The organism is Pseudomonas sp. MWU12-3103b (assembly GCF_023100615.1).
GTDB lineage: Bacteria > Pseudomonadota > Gammaproteobacteria > Pseudomonadales > Pseudomonadaceae > Aquipseudomonas > Aquipseudomonas putida_A.
In genome coordinates this window covers 650,304-669,669 of the sequence record NZ_JALMEY010000001.1, presented here as the reverse complement: position 1 = coordinate 669,669, position 19,366 = coordinate 650,304, and the positions used below count along the sequence as shown (strand labels likewise).

The following is a 19,366-nucleotide window of genomic DNA, read 5'->3' as shown; positions in this document are numbered from 1 at the left end:
ACAGAAGCGCCAACAGAGATTGGGGGCAACTCTTGAATTTATTCAGGAGAAAAAGCCCGGTAAAACCGTGACTTAGGCTGGTTGTTTTTTGAGCTGGGGCTTGGAGGGCTTGATTGGCGTGGGGTGCGGGCAAAGGCAAACACGTTATCCACAGATCCGCCAACAGGGATTGTGGGTAAACACTAACCCTCACCCCAGCCCTCTCCCAAAGGGAGAGGGAGCCGACCGCATCGCCTGTTCAAACTCCACCGACCTGAACGAACATTGTGATCTCAGGCTTGGCCAGACCAAGGTCACTGCGCAATCGCAGGTCGATGTAATTAGCCAATACCACTCGGTCGCTCCCCTCTCCCTCCGGGAGAGGGCTAGGGTGACAGGCTTTTCAGCGAACAACCCCTTCTTCGATCAGTAGTTTGAGGATCGCTTCAGCGCCGGCCTGCGCGGTGACGCCTTTAAGCACTTGTCCACCGCCGCCACTGGCTTTAGCGGTGGCAGCTTTCATGCGGTCCGCACCGCTCTTGGCCTTGATCACCTTCAAACGTTTCGGCCGTGGCTTGGCCGGTTGCAGTGTGGAGACGGCCAGCAGTTCATCGTCGAGCACCTCCACGTCTTCGGCATTCAACACCCCGCGTCGCGCCGGACCGTAGGCACTCTGCCGAGGTTTGGGCGCGGCGTTATCCACAGTCGCCAGAAACGGCAGCTTCACCTTCAACCGGCGCCGCTGCCCACGGGGCAAGGCTTGCAGCACCAGCGCCGAACCATCATTGATCGACTCGACCTGCGCCAGCCCCACCACCAGCGGCCAGCCCAGCCCTTCGGCGAGCAAGAACGGCAACATGCCCGAGCCTTCGCCGGTTTCCGCCTGACTGCCGGTCAGCACCACTTGGGCGCCGGCCTCGCGCAGATACGCGGTCAGCGCCGGCAAGGCGTCGGCGCCAGCGGGTTGCTCCAGCACATGCAGCTGTTCCAGGCCCATGCCCAGATAGGCGCGCAGTGCCGGTTCCGCGACATCCCCGGCATGCAGCACTTGCAGGTTATCCCCAGCCAGTTGCAGGCCCAGTTCCACGGCGCGGGCGTCCTGTTCGGCGCGGCGTGGCCGGCCCGACGTCGGGTGGGCACCGATGGAAACCAGACTGATGATCTTTGTGCTCATAACCCGTTCCTTAAGCCGCATCGCGCTTGGCTTCGTTGCGGTAAGCCGCTACCGCCGCGATCAACGCCTGAAGAATTTCCGCGCTCTCGCCAATCACCGACAGGTCGGCGCGTTTGATCATGTCGCAACCGGGGTCGAGGTTGATCGCCACCACCTTGTCGCAGGCACCGATGCCTTGCAGGTGCTGGATCGCCCCGGAGATACCCACAGCCACATAAACCCGTGCGGTGACCCAGGTACCGGACGCGCCGACCTGCCGATCACGCGCCATGAAGCCATCGTCCACCGCGACCCGCGAGGCGCCTTCGGTGGCGCCGAGCGCCGCAGCGGTCTGGTGGAACAGCGCCCAGTCCTTGACCCCGTTGCCGCCGGAGAAAATGAACTCGGCTTCGGCCATCGGAATCGCCGCCGGGTCCACCGCGACCGCGCCAAGATCCTCGATCCGCGACAGGCTGCGCGCCACCGTTGTGGATAACTCCACCGGCAGTGCCTCATGACGGGTTTCGCTGACCGGTTCCGCGCATTCGGCTGCGGCCAGAATCAAGCGTGCGACCGGTCGCGCCAGGTCTTGCAGGCCCGCGCCAGCGCGGCCGATGCATTCCTGATCCTTGACTTGCCAGACCCGCGTCGCCGGGCGTTCGCCCAGTGCCGCGGCAAAACGCCGACCGAGTTCACCACCACCGCTGCGGCTGTCCGGCAAAAGCCAGTGGCGCGGATTGAACTGGTTATCCACAGCCCGCAGGCCTTGCACCCGTTGCTCCGGTGCATAACCGCTGAATTGGTCGCCCTCCAGTACCAGCAAGCGATCGACGCCGGCCGTGGCGAAGGCGTTCTCTTTGTGCTCGCCAAACACCACCGCCAGCACCGCGCCGTCGTTGCCGGCCAGTTGATGAGCCAGGCCGAGCAAGTCGCGGTCGTGGCTGCTCAGGCGGCCGCCGACCATGTCCGGCACCACGCTGATGTAGAACGCCGGGGCTGGCACCTGATGCAGCGGCAACTGCACTTCAACCGTGGCCGAGCGTTTGACCGCCCCGCTCTGTTGCGCGCCGCTGCGGTCGATACGCTTGATGCCGTTGGGGCCGATGAATCCGATGCCGTGCAGGTTCTTGCGGATGACACCATTGGGGCCCATCCAGCTGTGTTGCGCTGGTTGCATGGCCGCGTGCAGCGGATGCAGACGGTTACGCGCAATCCATTCGGCGCGCGGGTCGCGGCGGATAATGTCGCTCATCAGTGGGCCTCCGCAGGTTCACGTTTGGCCGGTGCAGTCGGCTTGTTCGGCGCGGCGTCTTCGAGCAGCGCGTCGGCCACCAGTTCGGCGATGTCCTTGATCAACGGACGCGGTTCGACCACGCCTTCGAGCATCGCCGTGCACTGTGGACAACCCACCGCCACCAGCTCGGCGCCGGTCTCGCGGATGTCATCCATGCGCATGTCGGGGATCCGCTGCTTGCCGGGAATGTCGGTGATCGGCGCCCCGCCACCGCCGCCGCAGCAGCGCGAACGGAAGCCGGAACGTTGCATCTCTTTGACCTCGATGCCGAGGGCGCGCAGCACTTCGCGCGGTGCCTCGTACTCGCCGTTGTAGCGACCGAGGTAGCACGGGTCGTGGTAGGTCACGCTGTTGCCTTTGTGCTGACCGAGGTTCAGCGCACCGGCCTGGATGATTTCCGCCATGTAGGTGCTGTGGTGCTGCACCAGGTAGTTGCCGTCGAACGCGCCGTACTCGTTTTTCAGCACATGGAAGCTATGCGGATCGCAGGTGACGATACGGTTGAAGCTGTATTTGGCCAGGGTCTGGATATTGCGTTTGGCGAGCAGCTGGAACGTCGCTTCGTCGCCTAAACGCCGGGCCACGTCACCGCTGTCACGTTCTTCGAGGCCGAGTACGGCGAAGTCGACCTTCGCGGCTTTCAGCACTTTGACGAACGCACGCAAGGTGCGCTGGTTACGCATGTCGAAGGCACCGTCGCCGACCCAGAACAGCACGTCGGTGGATTTCTTTTCGCTAAGCAGAGTGAGGTTCAGATCCGCCGCCCAGTTCATCCGCCCGCCCGGAGCGAAACCGCCGGGGTTGTCAGTGGCGATCAGGTTTTCCAGGACCTCGGCACCCTTGTTCGGGGTCGCGCCTTTTTCCAGCGTCAGATGGCGGCGCATGTCGACGATGGCGTCGACGTGCTCGATCATCATCGGGCATTCCTCGACGCAGGCGCGGCAGGTGGTGCACGACCACAGGGTTTCGGCATCGACCAGACCATTGACGATAGGTTGATGCGGATTGCCGCTGTGCTCACCGATTGGCTTGCCCGGATAAGGGCTACCGGCAAACTTCGCGTCAGTGCCGCCAGCCAGGCCGACGACCATGTCCTGAATCAGCTTTTTCGGGTTCAGCGGCTGGCCCGCAGCGAAGGCCGGGCACGCCGCTTCGCACTTGCCGCACTGCACGCAGGCGTCAAAACCGAGCAACTGGTTCCAGGTGAAATCCTTGGGTTTTTCCACACCGAGCGGCGCGCTTGGATCATTCAGATCCAGCGGTTTCAAACCGGTGGAACGACCGCCGCCAAAGCGCTCGGCGCGGCGGTGCCAGGCCAGGTGCAGGGCGCCGGCGAAGGCGTGCTTCATCGGCCCGCCCCAAGTCATGCCGAAGAACAGCTCCGACACGCCCCACAAAACGCCGAGCCCGAGAATCGCCGCCAGCAGCCAGCCGCCGAAGTTTTCCGGGAGGATCCCGGCCACCGGCAGGGTCACCAGGAAGAACGAGGCGGAGAAAGCCAGCAGGCTTTTCGGCAGGCGCATCCACGGGCCTTTCGACAACCGTGCCGGCGGGTTGAGCCGGCGCCGGTAAACGAAGAGCGCACCGACGAACATCACCGCCGTCATCAGCAGCAGCGCATAGCCGAGGATACGGTTATGCAGGCCGAAACCGTGCACCAGAATCGCCAGCACGATCGACGCCACCGCACCACCGGCCGTGGCGACGTGAGTGTTGGCGATGTATTTGTCCCGCGCCACCACGTGGTGCAAGTCGACCATGTAACGCTTGGGCATGGCCAACAGGCCGCCGATCAGATCGACCTTCGAGGCCCGGCCCCGACGCCACATGGCCACCCGCCGCAACGCCCCCAGCACCGCAAGGGCCAGAGCTGCGAACAACAGGATTGGAAGAAGGGTGTTCAACATGGTGAAGCTCCCAAAGACCGCAGGGTCTTGCAGGTCGAGTTGCCTTACTCGGTCACTGTGGGAGCGAGCTTGCTCGCGAAGGCGGACTGACATTCAACATCGATGTCGACTGATCCACCGCTTTCGCGAGCAAGCTCGCTCCCACAGGGTTGTGTGCAAGCCTTTAGAAGTCTTTACACAGTCTGAGCGCGTCATAGATCGCAGCATGGGTATTACGCTGCGCCACGCAGTCGCCGATACGGAACAGCAAGTAGCCGTCACCGGTGGTGCTCAAAGATGGCTGCGGCTGGATCGCGAACAACGCTTCGACGTCGATCTGACCCTTGTTGCGCGAACCCTCTTTGAGCGCGTAGTAGATTTCCTCATCCGGACGCACGCCGTTCTCCACCACCACCTGATCGACCACCCGCTCCTCTTTGGCGCCGGTGTATTCGTTCTCCAGCACCGCCACCAGCTTGTCGCCTTCGCGGTAGACCTTTTCCAGCATCATGTCGCCGGTCATGATCACTTCTTTCGGGTACATGCTGCGGTAGTAGGTCGGGAACGATGTGCCGCCAATGGCCACACCCGGCTTGATGTCGTCGGTGACGATCTCGACCTGGCTGCCCTTGTCGGCGAGGAAGTCGGCGACCGACATGCCGGTAAACTCGCAAATGGTGTCGTAGACCAGCACGTTCTTGCCCGGCGCAACCTTGCCGTCGAGCACGTCCCAGCTGCTGACCACCAACCCTTCGGCGGCGCCCCAGTGTTCGTTCTGCTCAAGGAACGGATGCCCACCGACTGCCAGCACCACCACGTCCGGACGCAAGTCCATGATGGTGTCGGCATCTGCAGCAGTGCCAAGACGCAGGTCGACTTTCAGCCGCGCCAGTTCCAGCTGGAACCAGCGGGTGATGCCGGCGATCTGGTCACGTTGCGGCGCTTTCGACGCGGTAGTGATCTGCCCGCCGATAAATTCTTTCTTCTCGAACAGGGTCACGTCGTGGCCACGCTCGGCTGAGACGCGTGCTGCTTCCATCCCGGCCGGTCCGGCACCGACGATCACAACCTTGCGTTTCGGCCCGGTGGACTTTTCGATGATGTGCGGCACGCCCATGTATTCACGGGAGGTCGCGGCGTTCTGGATACACAGCACGTCCAGACCTTGATACTGACGGTCGATGCAGTAGTTGGCGCCGACGCACTGTTTGATCTGGTCGATCTGGCCCATCTTGATCTTGGCGATCAGGTGCGGGTCGGCGATGTGCGCGCGGGTCATGCCGACCATGTCGACGTAACCGCCTTCAAGGATGCGCGTGGCCTGGTTCGGGTCCTTGATGTTCTGCGCGTGCAGCACCGGCACCTTGACCACTTCCTTGATCCCGGCCGCCAGGTGCAGGAACGGCTCCGGCGGATAGCTCATGTTCGGAATCACGTTGGCCAGGGTGTTGTGGGTGTCGCAACCCGAGCCGACCACGCCGATGAAATCGAGCATGCCGGTGTCGTCGTAATACTTGGCGATCTGCTTCATGTCCTCGTGGGACAGACCGTCCGGGTGGAACTCGTCACCGCAGATACGCATGCCCACGCAGAAGTCGTCACCGACCTCGGCGCGTACGGCTTTCAGTACTTCCAGGCCAAACTTCATCCGGCCTTCGAAGCTGCCACCCCATTCGTCGGTACGCTTGTTGACGCGCGGGCTCCAGAACTGGTCGATCATGTGCTGGTGCACGGCCGACAGCTCGACGCCGTCCAGGCCACCGGCCTTGGCGCGCCGCGCCGCCTGGGCGTAGTTGCCGATCACCCGCCAGATTTCTTCCGGCTCGATGGTCTTGCAGGTCGCACGGTGCACCGGTTCACGGATACCCGACGGCGACATCAGGGTCGGCCAGTGGAAGCCATCCCAACGTGAGCGACGGCCCATGTGGGTAATCTGGATCATGATCTTGGCGCCGTGCTTGTGCATGGCGTCGGCCAGGTTCTGGAAGTGCGGAATGATCCGGTCGGTGGACAGGTTGACCGAACTCCACCATTGCTGCGGACTGTCGATGGCGACCACCGACGAACCGCCGCAGATCGCCAGGCCAATGCCGCCCTTGGCTTTCTCTTCGTAGTATTTGACGTAGCGCTCGGTGGTCATGCCACCGTCAGTCGCGTAGACCTCAGCGTGCGCGGTGCTGAGCACGCGGTTGCGGATGGTCAGTTTGCCGATCTGGATCGGCTGGAACATTGCTTCGAAAGCCATGGCGGGTTCCTCGACTTACAACGGCTTGACGGTGAACAGGCCGTCGTCGTGGCCTTCTTCGGAGCCACCGTAGACTTGCTCGGCAACCGTACGAATCTTGCTGCCGCGCGCCTCAAGAATCTGATCCATGGCCCCGGCAAACCAGCCGGTGAACATGTAGTCGACCTTGCGCCCGACCTTGCCGTACACATAGACAAACGCCGAGTGTTCGAGCTTGACGCTGGCGGTGCCTTTGTCGAGGTCGATGTCCTGAATCTTGAACAGGCCCCAGCCGCGTTGTGACAGGCGCTTCATGTAGTGCTCGAACACCGCGACGCCTTCCAGGCCGTGGCATTCGGCTTCTTTTTCACACCAGTGCCAGGCGGACTTGTAGCCAGCCTTGTAGAGGATTTCGGCATAGGCGTCGGCGCCCAGCACTTCCTCGATACCCATGTGGTTGTTGACGAAGAAATGCCGTGGCACATAGAGCATCGGCAGGGCGTCGGAGGTCCAGACACCGGTCTCGCTGTCGACTTCGATTGGCAATTGCGGGGCGATCTTGGCCATGGAAACTTAACTCCAGAAAAATTTAGATTCAGTGTTGGCCGCAGCCCTCACCCCAGCCCTCTCCCCGAGGGAGAGGGGGCAGATCGGCGGCGGTCTTGAGTAAGCGTTACTCGCCCCAGACGTCTTTGAGGACGTTGACCCAGTTCTCGCCCATGATCTTGCGCACCACGCGCTCGGAGTGGCCGCGCTTGAGCAGGGTTTCGGTCAGGTTCGGGAACTCGCCGACGGTGCGGATGCCCAGCGGGTTGATGATCTTGCCGAAGCTGGTCAGACGACGGGCGTAGCCCTTGTCGTGGGTCAGGTATTCGAAGAAGTCCTGGCCGTGACCCTGGGTGAAGTCGGTGCCGATGCCGATGGCGTCTTCGCCGACAATGTTCATGGTGTATTCGATGGCTTCGGCGTAATCGTCGATGGTTGAATCGATGCCCTTGGCGAGGAACGGCGCGAACATGGTCACGCCGACAAAACCGCCGTGGTCAGCAATGAACTTCAGTTCAGCATCGGACTTGTTGCGTGGGTGCTCTTTCAGACCCGACGGCAGGCAGTGGGAATAGCAGACCGGTTTTTTCGATTCGAGGATGACTTCTTCGGACGTCTTGGAGCCAACGTGGGACAGGTCGCACATGACGCCGACGCGGTTCATCTCGGCGACGATTTCGCGACCGAAGCCCGACAGGCCGCCGTCACGCTCGTAGCAACCGGTGCCGACCAGGTTCTGGGTGTTGTAGCACATCTGCACGATGCCGACGCCGAGCTGCTTGAACACCTCGACATAGCCGATCTGGTCTTCAAACGCGTGGGCATTCTGGAAGCCAAAGAGGATGCCGGTCTTGCCCTGCTCCTTGGCGCGACGGATGTCGGCGGTGGTGCGCACCGGCATCACCAGGTCACTGTTTTCGCGGATCAGCTTCTGGCTGGCGGCAATATTGTTCACGGTCGCCTGAAAGCCTTCCCACACCGACACGGTGCAGTTGGCCGCCGTCAGACCGCCCTTGCGCATGTCTTCGAACAGCTCGCGGTTCCATTTGGCAATGATCAGACCGTCGATAACGATGCTGTCGGCGTGTAATTCGGCTGGGCTCATCAGGCGTCCCCTTATTGGCGATTCATGCGCCGAATCGTCTGCCGGCGCTTTGGGGCCAGCATATGCCTCGGTGCCGGGGCGACCGGGTGCAAAAACGACAGGGGAATTGCCGAAAGCGTCAATCCGCGACAAAGGGTCGCCAGGCGTCCCGATCAGCTACCTGTTCAAGCCCGCCAGCTTGAGCCAGAATCTGGCGCATCTTGGATACACCACTGGATTAGAGCGGCGACAACCATGAAATCGATCTTCCTGGCTTTGGCACTGATGGCGACCGGCGTACACGCCGCCGAAGAGACCGACAACAACCCGTGCGACGCGGTGGAAAACGACGTCCAGACCCTGGAATGCTCGACCTACAGCCGCAGCACCGCCGAAGACCTGCTCAAGGACAATTACGCCAGCCTCAACGAGCGCATGCAGGCCACATACGGCAAAAACGCCGCGCAACTGGCCGACATCACCGCCAAACTGAAAACCGCCCAGCAACAATGGCTGAAAACCCGCGACGCCGATTGCGCCGTGGAAGCCTTCCCGGCCACCGAAGGCAGCAAAGCGTTCAAGATTGCGCAGAATGACTGTGTGGCGCGGATGAGTGACGAACGGTCGGAGTTTTTGGAGTCGATTGGGCAGGAGTGAGGAGCTGCGCTGTAAGCTGCACCTCATATAGCCAATCAAGGGACACTCATGAACATCTGCGGCATCGAAATCAAAGGCAGCGAAGCGATCATCGCCGTGGCCTCCCTTGACGGGGCAACGCTGAGCCATGTGGCGCTCAACACCAAGAAAATCGCCTTGGACGATGACGACGAGGCGGCCAACGTCAAACGCTTCGCGGCGCAGGTCGCTTCGTTTGTGCGCGAGCATTCGATTGACCGGATTGCGATCAAGAAGCGCAGCAAGAAGGGTGAGTTTGCCGGTGGGCCGACCACGTTCAAGATCGAGGGTGTGTTTCAGTTGCTGGATGGGTGCGAGGTGACACTGTTGTCGCCGCAGACGATCAATGCGCAGGCCAAGAAGCACAATTTCGAGCTGCCGGGGACGTTGAACAAGTATCAGCATGAGGCTTATAAAGCGGCGTGTTCGGCGTTGGTGAAGAAGTAACCTTTTCTTCAGACACTGAAGATCAAAAATGTGGGAGCGGGCTTGCTCGCGAATGCGGAGTGTCAGTCGACACATGAGTTGACTGATCCACCGCATTCGCGAGCAAGCCCGCTCCCACATTGGTTTTGTGTGCATCCATTCAGGCTTGGGCGGTACGCCGGTCTTCGCGGGGGCAGCGGGCGAAGCGTGCGCGGTAGCTGCGGGTGAAATACGACGGCGATTCAAACCCGCAGGCGATGCTGACTTCGAGCACGCTCATATCGGTCTGGCGCAATAACTGCCGGGCCTTTTCCAATCGCAGGCGCAGATAGAAATTGCTCGGTGTGTCGTTCAGATGCAGCCGAAACAGGCGCTCCAGCTGTCGCCGTGTCACCTTGATCGATTCCGCCAGTTGCAGCGTGGTCAGCGGTGGTTCGCTGTGTTGCTCCATCTCGCCAATCACCTGCACCAGCTTCTTGTTGCTGATGCCGTAGCGCGTGGCGACTTCCATGCGCTGGTGGTCCTTGCGCGGACGAATCCGTCCCAGCACGAACTGCTCGCTGACCTGGATGGCCAGTTGCGGGCCATGGGCCTGGGCGATCAGGTCGAGCATCAAATCGATGGAGGCGGTGCCACCCGCCGAGGTGATACGCCGGCGGTCGATCTCGAACAGTTCCTGAGTCACGCTGAGCTGTGGATAAGATTCCTTGAACGCATCGATGGCTTCCCAGTGCAGGGTCAGGCGATGGCCGTCAAGCAGGCCGGCTTCAGCGAGGACGAAGCTGCCGGTGTCGATAGCGCCAAGGGTCACGCCTTCGTTGTCCAGGCGTCGCAGCCAGTGCTCAAGGGTAGGCGTGGCGAACTTCAACGGTTCGAATCCGGCCACCACTAACAGCGTCGCGCCTTTCTTCAGCGGCTCCAACGCCGCGTCGGCGTTGACCGACATGCCATTGCTCGCCAGCACTGCCCCGCCATCGGCGCTGAGCACGTGCCAGCGGTACAGCTCGCCACGAAAACGGTTGGCTACCCGCAGCGGTTCGATCGCGGAGATAAAGCCGATGGCGGAAAACCCCGGCATCAGCAGAAAGTAGAAATCCTGGGACATGTGCGCACTCGGTTAGCGGGTAGCGTGGATCGTTGATACGCCGATTGTCGTCAGCGTTCAAGCGCACAGGTCGCTACAGTGCAAGAGCCAGTCGCCGCAGTGCGCTTTCAAAGGCCTACAGCTGCGTAACTTTGCATCACCGGCACGCCAGATGCCGGAACTCACAATAACGACCTGCCGAGGAACCCGACATGAAACGACTGATCAGCAGCTGTGTTCTTGCACTCAGCGGTACCGCTTTCTTGAGCGCCAGCGTCATGGCAGCCGAACCCGCCTCGTGCCAGAACGTGCGCATGGGCGTCGTCAACTGGACCGACGTGATCGCCACCAGTGCCATGACCCAAGTGCTGCTCGATGGCCTCGGCTACAACACCAAACAAACCAGCGCCTCCCAGCAAATCATCTTCGCCGGGATCCGCGATCAGCGTCTGGACCTGTTCCTCGGTTACTGGAACCCGCTGATGACCCAGACCATCACCCCGTTCGTCGATGCCAACCAGGTCAAAGTCCTGCCGGCACCAAGCCTGAAGGACGCCCGCGCCACCCTCGCCGTGCCGACTTATCTGGCCGACAAGGGCCTGAAGACTTTCGCCGACATCGCCAAGTTCGAGAAGGAACTGGGCGGCAAGATCTACGGCATCGAACCGGGCTCGGGCGCCAACACGCAGATCAAGGCGATGATCACCAAGAACCAGTTCGGTCTCGGCAAATTCCAGCTGGTCGAGTCCAGCGAAGCCGGGATGCTCGCCGCCGTTGACCGCGCCGTACGCCGCAAGGAGGCCGTGGTGTTCTTCGGCTGGGCGCCGCACCCGATGAACGTCAACGTCAAGATGACTTACCTCACTGGCAGCGAAGACGCCCTCGGCCCGAACGAAGGCATGGCCACAGTGTGGACTGTCACCGCGCCGAAATACGCCGAACAGTGCCCGAACGTCGGTCGCCTGCTGAGCAACCTGACGTTCACCGCCGAAGACGAGAGCCGGATGATGCAACCGCTGCTCGATCACAAGGACGCCTTCGAGTCGGCCAAGCAATGGCTCAAGGATCACCCCGAAGACAAGCAGCGCTGGCTGGAAGGTGTGACCACCTTCGACGGCAAACCGGCCGCTGAAAACCTGCAACTGACCAGTAAATAACCCCCGTTTGAAAAGCCCCTCACCCTAACCCTCTCCCCAGGGAGAGGGGACTGACCGACGCTTCGCAGCCCGAGAAAGGGCTGCGAACAGACCCATCACGCCTGAAGGAAACCGCACCATGAACCATGACGTCATCATCACCTGCGCACTTACCGGTGCTGGCGACACGACCGCCAAGAGCCCCCACGTGCCGGTCACCCCGAAACAGATTGCAGCGGCTGCGGTGGAAGCGGCCAAGGCCGGCGCCACCGTCGTCCACTGCCACGTGCGCGACCCGCAGACCGGCAAGTTCAGCCGTGACGTGGCGCTGTACCGCGAAGTGATGGAGCGCATCCGTGAGGCCGACGTCGACATCATCGTCAACCTCACCGCCGGCATGGGCGGCGACCTCGAAATCGGCGCTGGCGAGCACCCGATGGAGTTCGGCCCGAACACCGATCTGGTCGGCCCGCTGACCCGTCTGGCCCACGTTGAAGAGTTGCTGCCGGAAATCTGCACCCTCGATTGCGGCACGCTGAACTTTGGCGACGGCGACACCATTTACGTCTCGACCCCGGCGCAACTGCGCGCCGGCGCCAGGCGCATCACCGAGCTGGGGGTGAAGGCCGAACTGGAAATTTTCGACACCGGCCACCTGTGGTTCGCCAAACAGATGATCAAGGAAGGCTTGCTCGACAACCCGCTGTTCCAGCTGTGCCTGGGCATCCCGTGGGGTGCGCCGGCCGACACCACCACCATGAAAGCCATGGTCGACAACCTGCCCGCCGATGCGGTGTGGGCCGGGTTCGGCATCGGCCGCATGCAGATGCCGATGGCCGCGCAAGCGGTGCTGCTCGGCGGCAACGTGCGGGTCGGCCTGGAAGACAACCTGTGGCTGGACAAGGGGGTGCTGGCAACCAACGGCCAATTGGTCGAACGCGCCAGCGAGATCCTCAGCCGCCTCGGCGCCCGGGTACTGACCCCGGCTGAGGGGCGCAAAAAAATGGGACTGTCCCAGCGCGGCTAAATCATCACTCATTTCCCCCCTGTGGGAGCGGGCTTGCTCGCGAAGGCGGTGGCTCTGCCCATAAAGATGCGTCGGATGTACCGGCCTCTTCGCGAGCAAGCCCGCTCCCACAGGGTTCTGCGAATTCTTTCAGGAAATCACCATGAGCTTTATCACCGACATCAAAACCTTCGCCGCCCTTGGCAGCGGTGTCATCGGCAGCGGCTGGGTCGCGCGTGCCCTCGCCCATGGCCTCGACGTGGTGGCGTGGGACCCGGCGCCTGGCGCTGAAGCTGCGCTGCGCAAACGCGTGGCGAATGCCTGGGGCGCGCTGGAGAAAAACGGTCTGGCGCCCGGTGCTTCGCAGGATCGTCTGCGTTTTGTCGCGACCATCGAGGAGTGCGTACGCGATGCCGATTTCATTCAGGAAAGCGCCCCGGAACGCCTCGAGCTGAAACTCGATCTGCACAGCAAAATCAGCGCAGCGGCCAAGCCCAATGCGTTGATTGGATCGAGCACTTCCGGCCTGTTGCCGAGCGAGTTCTACGAGAGCTCGACCCACCCTGAACGCTGCGTGGTCGGTCACCCGTTCAACCCGGTCTACCTGCTGCCGCTGGTGGAAGTGGTCGGCGGCAAGAACACCGCGCCCGAGGCCGTGCAAGCGGCGATGAAAGTCTACGAATCCCTCGGCATGCGCCCGCTGCATGTGCGCAAGGAAGTGCCGGGATTCATCGCTGACCGTCTGCTCGAAGCGCTGTGGCGCGAGGCGCTGCACCTGGTCAACGACGGGGTGGCGACCACTGGCGAGATCGACGACGCGATCCGTTTTGGCGCCGGGCTGCGCTGGTCGTTCATGGGCACGTTCCTGACCTATACGCTGGCCGGCGGTGACGCGGGGATGCGTCACTTCATGTCGCAGTTCGGCCCCGCGTTGCAGTTGCCGTGGACTTATCTGCCGGCACCGGAACTGACCGACAAGCTGATCGACGATGTGGTCGATGGCACCAGCGATCAGCTTGGCCGCCACAGCATTTCAGCGCTGGAGCGCTATCGTGATGACTGCCTGCTGGCGGTGCTGGAGGCGGTGAAGACCACCAAGGAAAAGCACGGGATGAGTTTCAGCGAGTGATCCTTGCTCAGCAGTTCCGGCCCCTTCGCGAGCAAGCCCGCTCCCACAGGTGACCGCATTCCAATGTGGGAGCGGGCTTGCTCGCGAAGACGGCAGCCCAGTCACTATTAATGTTGGATCTGACATCATGCCCACTCTCACCACCTACCAAACCACCATCATCCCCGACTGGGTCGACTACAACGGCCATCTGCGCGACGCCTTCTACCTGCTGATTTTCAGCTACGCCACCGACGCGCTGATGGACCGTCTCGGCATGGACAGCAACAACCGCGAAGCCAGCGGCCACTCGCTGTTTACCCTTGAACTGCACCTGAATTACCTGCACGAAGTGAAGCTCGACGCCGAGGTCGAGGTGCGCACGCAGATCATCGGTCACGACAGCAAACGCCTGCACCTCTATCACAGCCTGCACCTGGCCGGCGACGACAAGGAACTGGCCGGTAACGAGCAGATGCTGTTGCACGTCGATCTCGCCGGCCCACGTTCCGCGCCGTTCACCCCGGACACCTTGAGCCGCCTGCAAGCCATCGCCGCCGAGCAAGTCGATCTGCCCGTCCCGGCTTACATCGGCCGCGTCATCGCTCTGCCAACCGCCCGTTAATCCCTCCCACGCAAGGAGCCGCCATGCACACCGCTGCCGCTGTTGCCGATTTCCGTACTTATCCGTTGATCAGCGCGCTGAGCGGCGTGCAGAACCTGGCGGATCGCGTGTCGATTGCCTGGGCCGACGGCCGCGTCAGCCCGTTCCATCACGTCTGGTTGCGAGATAACTGCCCGTGCGAGCAGTGCGTCTACAACGTCACCCGCGAACAGGTATTCGAGATCGTCGATGCTGCGCCGGATCTCGTCCCCGCCAACGCGCACATCGACAGCGACGGCTGTCTGCAGATCGACTGGCAGGACGGCCATCACAGTCGCTTCGATCCGGGCTGGCTGCGCGCGCACGCCTATGACGACGAGTCCCGCGCCGAACGTCTGGCGGCCAAACCCAAGGCTTACCTGTGGCGCAGCGATTTGCAGCTACCGGTATTCGAATATTCAGCGCTGATGAACGACAACGGCGCGCTGCTGCAATGGTTGATCGCGGTACGCGACATAGGCCTGACCCAAGTGCGCGGCGTGCCCACCGAGCCGGGTTCGCTGAAGCTGATCGCGCAGCGCATTTCGTTCATCCGCGAGAGCAACTTCGGCGTGCTGTTCAACGTGCAGTCCAAGGCCGATGCCGACAGCAACGCCTACACCGCTTTCAACCTGCCATTGCATACCGATTTGCCGACTCGCGAGCTGCAACCGGGGCTGCAATTTCTGCATTGCCTGGTGAATGATGCCGAGGGTGGCGAGAGTATTTTTGTCGACGGTTTTGCGATTGCCGATGCTTTGCGTCAGGAAGCACCGGAGCTGTTCCAGGCGCTGTGCGAAATCCCCGTGGAGTTTCGCAACAAGGACCGCCACAGCGACTATCGTTGCCTGGCGCCGATCATTGCGCTGGACGCGTTGGGCCGGGTCGCGGAGGTGCGCATGGCGAACTTTCTGCGCGGAGCGTTCGATACGTCGGTGGAGCAGATGCCGCTGCTGTATCGCGCCTATCGGCGCTTGATCGCCATGACCCGTGAGCCACGATTTCGGCTGATGCAGCGACTCAATCCGGGGGAGCTGTGGTGCTTCGATAACCGCCGTACGCTGCACGCGCGCAATGCGTTTGATCCAGCGACCGGGGCGCGGCATTTCCAGGGCTGCTACATCGATCGGGATGAGTTGTTGTCGCGGATTCTGGTGTTGCAAAGGTAAACCGCGTCATCGTTCTTCGCGGGCAAGCCCGCTCCCGCACTGGAATGCATTTCAAATGTGGGAGCGGGCTTGCTCGCGAAGGCGTCAGCGCCAACCACACACCGCTCCCGGATTCACAGGCAAAAAAAGCCCCGATACAAGCCGTGACAGGATCGGGGCAGAGGGTACTGTTGAGGAGCTGCCAGTCGAGGGTGACCAAACCGTCTGTAGCGAGCTGAGGTCAGTGTGCCGACTCCCCTTGGCACTGAGTTAGCCGAAAACGACCTGTTCATAGCCGTCGCGGCCACTGCGACAAATCGCCCTTGCCGTGCCTCCACATGCCCACCAGAATCGAGTCACGACCTCCGTTGCCGAAGAAGGAAGCGCGCCATGATGTATGCCGATTTGATCGATCAGGAAGACTTGTTGGGCCAGCTCAAGGCATTGGGATTTCAGGTGCCGAGCGGCTCGACCGCCGAGCAGGCCTGTGAGTGTGCGGTGCGTGGTCTGGACAATGTTCGCGCGTTTGAATTGCGCAAGATGGTCAAGGACATGTACACCAGCGGCGCCAGTATCCAGCCTGCGGTGCGCCAGGCGATCGACAAGCAGTTGTTGCCGGCGTTGGCGCAATACCAACAGACCCACAGCGCCTGACGAGCAACTGTGGCGAGGCAGCTTGCTCCCGCTGGGCCGCGAAGCGACCCCAAACCGGCAGATGCTCTATTCCAGATAAATCGCATTCGCAGGTTTAACGAGCGCTTCGCGCCCGAGCGGGAGCAAGCTCCCTCGCCACAAAAACTTTCCGGTCTACAGCCTTACGCTGGCAAACGTCGACTCATTACGCGCCTGACTCAACGCCGACATCGGTCCCGACAGCGGCGACATCACGATGGCCTGCGGCAGCGGCAGCATCGCCACCTGCTGCGTGGTGTTGGAGCCTACGCGTTCGTCACGCGGCGGAATGCCGAAGTATTCGCGGTAGCACTTGGAGAAGTGCGGCGTCGAGACGAAACCACACACCGACGCGACTTCGATGATCGACATCGGCGTTTGCTTGAGCAACTGCCGCGCGCGGATCAGGCGCAGCTTCAAGTAGTAGCGCGACGGCGAACAGTGAAGGTATTTCTGGAACAGCCGCTCCAGCTGTCGACGCGACACGGCGACGTACACCGCCAGTTCGTCGAGGTCGATCGGCTCTTCCAGATTGGCTTCCATCAGCGCGACGATTTCCTGCAGTTTCGGCTGATTGGTGCCGAGCATGTGCTTGAGCGGCACGCGCTGGTGATCCTGCTCGTTGCGGATGCGCTCGTAGACGAACATTTCCGAGATCGCGGCGGACAGTTCACGCCCATGATCGCGGCTGATCAGGTGCAACATCATGTCCAGTGGCGCGGTGCCGCCGGAACTGGTGAAACGGTTACGGTCGAGGGTGAACAGGCGCGTGCTCATGGCCACGCGCGGGAATGCTTCCTGCATCGCCGCCAGACATTCCCAGTGCACGCTGCAATCGAAGCCATCGAGCAGACCGGCGCAAGCCAAAGCCCAGCTGCCGGTGCACACCGCGCCCAGACGCTTGGACTGACGCGCCTGGCTTTGCAGCCACGAGACGTGTTCACGGGTCACGGTGCGTTGAATGCCGATCCCGCCGCAGACGATCACGGTGTCCAGGGGCGGAGCTTTGTGCATGGAGGCATCGGGGGTGATTTGCAGACCGTCACTGGCCCACACCTGACCGCCATCGACGGTCAGGGTGCTCCAGCGATACAGCTCACGACCGGACAATTGGTTGGCCATGCGCAGGGGCTCGACTGCGGAGGCCAGAGAAATCAGCGTGAAATTGTCCAGCAGCAGAAAGCCGATGGATTGAGGCGCACGGTTCTGGGGTTGGGCCCCGGAGTTGAACGACGTCATCGCGGTATCTCCTCACACAAAGCGGGTGATGGCCTCAGGCGGAGGCTCTTGTTATTGCCGGCGTTCTCGCGTGGGAGACGGGCTTTGTTATGACAGAGCAATTGCCATGCCTAAAATTGAATGGCTGTTCAATAACTCCTGAAAACGACGTCGCGACGTGTCTATTCAAGACGTCGGACCAAGGGTGTTTCGAAGTGCCATCAGCGGCGCCGAGAGCCCTGCCCCGCTGCCTGTGAGCAGATCGGTAGCACTTGTGGGAACGGGCTTGCGCGCAGTTGTTTCAGAGTGTCACCGCAAGCACGGGTGACGGACGGTAGGGAGTGCGAAGGCGCACTGCGAGTGGGAAAAGCTCTTATCTGATTGCGACGCGCTAAAAGGTGGCGCCTGCGGTTATGTGTGTTCCGTTAGCGAGCAGTTTTGACTGGTCTGGCCTCTTCGCGAGCAAGCCCGCTCCCACAATGGATCTACAGTGAACACAGAATTTGTGAACACCCGGTTCCAATGTGGGAGCGAGCTTGCTCGCGAAGAATTCAACTCGGTCTTGCTGACTCAGCACTCAACCGCGCTAACGGCCAAACCACCCCGCGAGGTCTCTTTGTATTTGTCATGCATATCCGCGCCGGTATCGCGCATGGTGCGGATCACCCGGTCCAGCGAGATGAAGTGCTGACCATCGCCGCGCAGGGCCATCTGCGCCGCGTTGATCGCCTTCACAGCGGCAATTGCGTTGCGCTCGATGCACGGCACCTGCACCAGGCCGCCGACCGGATCACAGGTCAGGCCGAGGTTATGTTCCAGGCCGATTTCCGCCGCGTTGCACAGTTGCTCCGGAGTGGCACCGAGGATCTCCGCCAACCCCGCCGCCGCCATCGCGCAGGCCGAACCAACCTCGCCCTGGCAACCGACTTCGGCACCGGAGATCGAGGCGTTCTTCTTGCACAGAATCCCCACCGCCGCCGCGCCCAGGAAGTAGTCGACCACGTTGGCGTCGGTGACCGCTTCGCTGAATTTCATAAAGTAGTGCAGCACTGCCGGGATGATCCCCGCCGCGCCATTGGTCGGTGCGGTGACCATGCGCCCACCCGCCGCGTTTTCTTCATTGACCGCGAGGGCAAACAGGTTGACCCACTCCATGGCACTGAGGGTCGAGCCGATCACGTTGGGCTTGTTCAACTCCTGCAGGCTGCGATGCAACTTGGCTGCACGGCGACGCACATTGAGGCCGCCGGGGAGGATGCCTTCGTGCTTGAGGCCCTGCTCGACGCAATCCTGCATCGCCCGCCACAGCTTCATCAGCCCGGCACGGATTTCCTCTTCGCTGCGCCAGACCTTTTCGTTGGCCATCATCAGTTCGGCGACGCGCAGGTTGTTCTTTTGGCACAGCTGCAGCAGTTCCACCGCGCTGGAAAAGTCATAAGGCAATTCGGTGCGATCCAGATCGACCACACCGCTGGATGCCTGCGCCTGATCCACGACAAAACCGCCACCGACCGAATAGTAGGTGTCGCGATGAATCTCGCCGTGATCGCCTTCGGCAACCAGAGTCATGGCGTTGGGATGGAACGGCAGGTTCTCGTCGATCAGGCGCATGTCGCGAGCCCAGACAAACGGCACCGACAGACGACCATCCAATAACAGCGTGTGAGTTTCACGCAGCGCCTGAATGCGCGGGCCGATCTGCGACGGGTCGATTGCGTCCGGCCATTCGCCCATCAGGCCCATGATCACTGCGTTGTCGCTGCCGTGGCCGATACCGGTAGCCGACAGTGAGCCGAACAGTTGCACTTCTATACGCCGTACCTGCTCCAGCAGGTGCCGGTCGCGCAGCGCTTCGACAAACAGGGCGGCGGCGCGCATCGGGCCGACGGTGTGGGAACTGGACGGGCCGATGCCGATTTTGAACAGGTCGAAAACGCTGATAGCCATTGCTGCAGAGCTCCTGAGGATGCCGGTCCGGGGCGTTAAGCGCCCGCTGGCGGAGCTGCTACGCTCAAGCTGCGATCCGCCGGAATGCCCGCATCATCAGGCTTTTGTCAGGTCGCTCGGCGTCTGACACCGACGCA

At 61.9% G+C, this 19,366-nt stretch carries 17 protein-coding genes; 8 read left to right on the top strand and 9 right to left on the bottom strand.

What is annotated here, in order from left to right:
- Positions 1 to 382: 382 nt before the first annotated feature.
- From M0808_RS03090 to M0808_RS03065, 6 genes are all read right to left on the bottom strand, one after another.
- Positions 383 to 1,153, bottom strand: coding sequence for an electron transfer flavoprotein subunit beta (locus M0808_RS03090; protein WP_103368840.1), 771 nt, complete (start codon positions 1,151 to 1,153; stop codon positions 383 to 385).
- A 10-nt stretch (positions 1,154 to 1,163) separates the two neighbouring features.
- A complete protein-coding gene (locus M0808_RS03085; RefSeq protein WP_247839841.1) occupies positions 1,164 to 2,384 on the bottom strand; it encodes an electron transfer flavoprotein subunit alpha/FixB family protein in 1,221 nt (406 codons plus the stop codon).
- Positions 2,384 to 4,333 (bottom strand): dimethylglycine demethylation protein DgcB, encoded by a 1,950-nt coding sequence (gene dgcB / locus M0808_RS03080; RefSeq protein ID WP_247839839.1) that lies wholly within the window; start codon positions 4,331 to 4,333, stop codon positions 2,384 to 2,386. Before dgcB ends, M0808_RS03085 begins: the two co-directional genes overlap by 1 nt.
- A gap of 163 nt (positions 4,334 to 4,496) precedes the next feature.
- Entirely contained in the window at positions 4,497 to 6,557 is a 2,061-nt protein-coding gene (gene dgcA / locus M0808_RS03075) for a dimethylglycine demethylation protein DgcA (RefSeq protein ID WP_247839837.1), read from the bottom strand.
- 15 nt (positions 6,558 to 6,572) lie between these two features.
- Positions 6,573 to 7,103 carry a DUF5943 domain-containing protein gene (locus M0808_RS03070; RefSeq protein ID WP_005792152.1) on the bottom strand — a complete coding sequence of 177 codons (531 nt, stop codon included), beginning with the start codon at positions 7,101 to 7,103 and terminating at the stop codon, positions 6,573 to 6,575.
- A 106-nt stretch (positions 7,104 to 7,209) separates the two neighbouring features.
- A complete protein-coding gene (locus M0808_RS03065) occupies positions 7,210 to 8,187 on the bottom strand; it encodes a dipeptidase (RefSeq protein WP_007962626.1) in 978 nt (325 codons plus the stop codon).
- A gap of 234 nt (positions 8,188 to 8,421) precedes the next feature.
- On the opposite strand from M0808_RS03065, the gene M0808_RS03060 reads away from it, so the two are divergent.
- Both M0808_RS03060 and M0808_RS03055 read left to right on the top strand, forming a co-directional pair.
- Positions 8,422 to 8,823 (top strand): lysozyme inhibitor LprI family protein, encoded by a 402-nt coding sequence (locus tag M0808_RS03060; RefSeq protein ID WP_027610649.1) that lies wholly within the window; start codon positions 8,422 to 8,424, stop codon positions 8,821 to 8,823.
- 48 nt (positions 8,824 to 8,871) lie between these two features.
- Positions 8,872 to 9,288, top strand: coding sequence for a DUF3010 family protein (locus M0808_RS03055; protein WP_064589572.1), 417 nt, complete (start codon positions 8,872 to 8,874; stop codon positions 9,286 to 9,288).
- Between the two features lie 139 nt (positions 9,289 to 9,427).
- Here the strand turns inward: M0808_RS03055 and M0808_RS03050 are convergent, their stop codons facing one another.
- Positions 9,428 to 10,372, bottom strand: a complete 945-nt coding sequence (locus tag M0808_RS03050) for a GlxA family transcriptional regulator (RefSeq protein ID WP_095121415.1) — start codon at positions 10,370 to 10,372, stop codon at positions 9,428 to 9,430.
- A gap of 191 nt (positions 10,373 to 10,563) precedes the next feature.
- Here M0808_RS03050 and M0808_RS03045 point away from each other — a divergent pair, with 191 nt between their 5' ends.
- The 6 genes from M0808_RS03045 to M0808_RS03020 all read left to right on the top strand — a co-directional run bounded on the left by M0808_RS03045 (position 10,564) and on the right by M0808_RS03020 (position 16,046).
- Positions 10,564 to 11,508: a choline ABC transporter substrate-binding protein gene (locus M0808_RS03045; RefSeq protein ID WP_134787514.1), complete on the top strand. Its 945-nt coding sequence runs from the start codon at positions 10,564 to 10,566 to the stop codon at positions 11,506 to 11,508.
- 118 nt (positions 11,509 to 11,626) lie between these two features.
- Entirely contained in the window at positions 11,627 to 12,514 is an 888-nt protein-coding gene (locus M0808_RS03040; RefSeq protein WP_247839835.1) for a 3-keto-5-aminohexanoate cleavage protein, read from the top strand.
- 142 nt (positions 12,515 to 12,656) lie between these two features.
- Entirely contained in the window at positions 12,657 to 13,622 is a 966-nt protein-coding gene (locus M0808_RS03035) for an L-carnitine dehydrogenase (protein ID WP_007962634.1), read from the top strand.
- Between the two features lie 127 nt (positions 13,623 to 13,749).
- Positions 13,750 to 14,226, top strand: a complete 477-nt coding sequence (locus M0808_RS03030; protein WP_247839834.1) for a thioesterase family protein — start codon at positions 13,750 to 13,752, stop codon at positions 14,224 to 14,226.
- 23 nt (positions 14,227 to 14,249) lie between these two features.
- Positions 14,250 to 15,413 carry a gamma-butyrobetaine dioxygenase gene (locus M0808_RS03025; protein WP_247839832.1) on the top strand — a complete coding sequence of 388 codons (1,164 nt, stop codon included), beginning with the start codon at positions 14,250 to 14,252 and terminating at the stop codon, positions 15,411 to 15,413.
- A 369-nt stretch (positions 15,414 to 15,782) separates the two neighbouring features.
- Complete coding sequence (locus M0808_RS03020) at positions 15,783 to 16,046, top strand: hypothetical protein (RefSeq protein WP_103304375.1); 264 nt, start codon at positions 15,783 to 15,785, stop codon at positions 16,044 to 16,046.
- A gap of 153 nt (positions 16,047 to 16,199) precedes the next feature.
- Here M0808_RS03020 and M0808_RS03015 read toward each other — a convergent pair whose 3' ends face one another.
- Both M0808_RS03015 and M0808_RS03010 read right to left on the bottom strand, forming a co-directional pair.
- Positions 16,200 to 17,303 (bottom strand): GlxA family transcriptional regulator, encoded by a 1,104-nt coding sequence (locus M0808_RS03015; protein ID WP_007949927.1) that lies wholly within the window; start codon positions 17,301 to 17,303, stop codon positions 16,200 to 16,202.
- Between the two features lie 549 nt (positions 17,304 to 17,852).
- Positions 17,853 to 19,229, bottom strand: coding sequence for an L-serine ammonia-lyase (locus M0808_RS03010; RefSeq protein WP_007962642.1), 1,377 nt, complete (start codon positions 19,227 to 19,229; stop codon positions 17,853 to 17,855).
- Between the last annotated feature and the right edge of the window lie 137 nt (positions 19,230 to 19,366).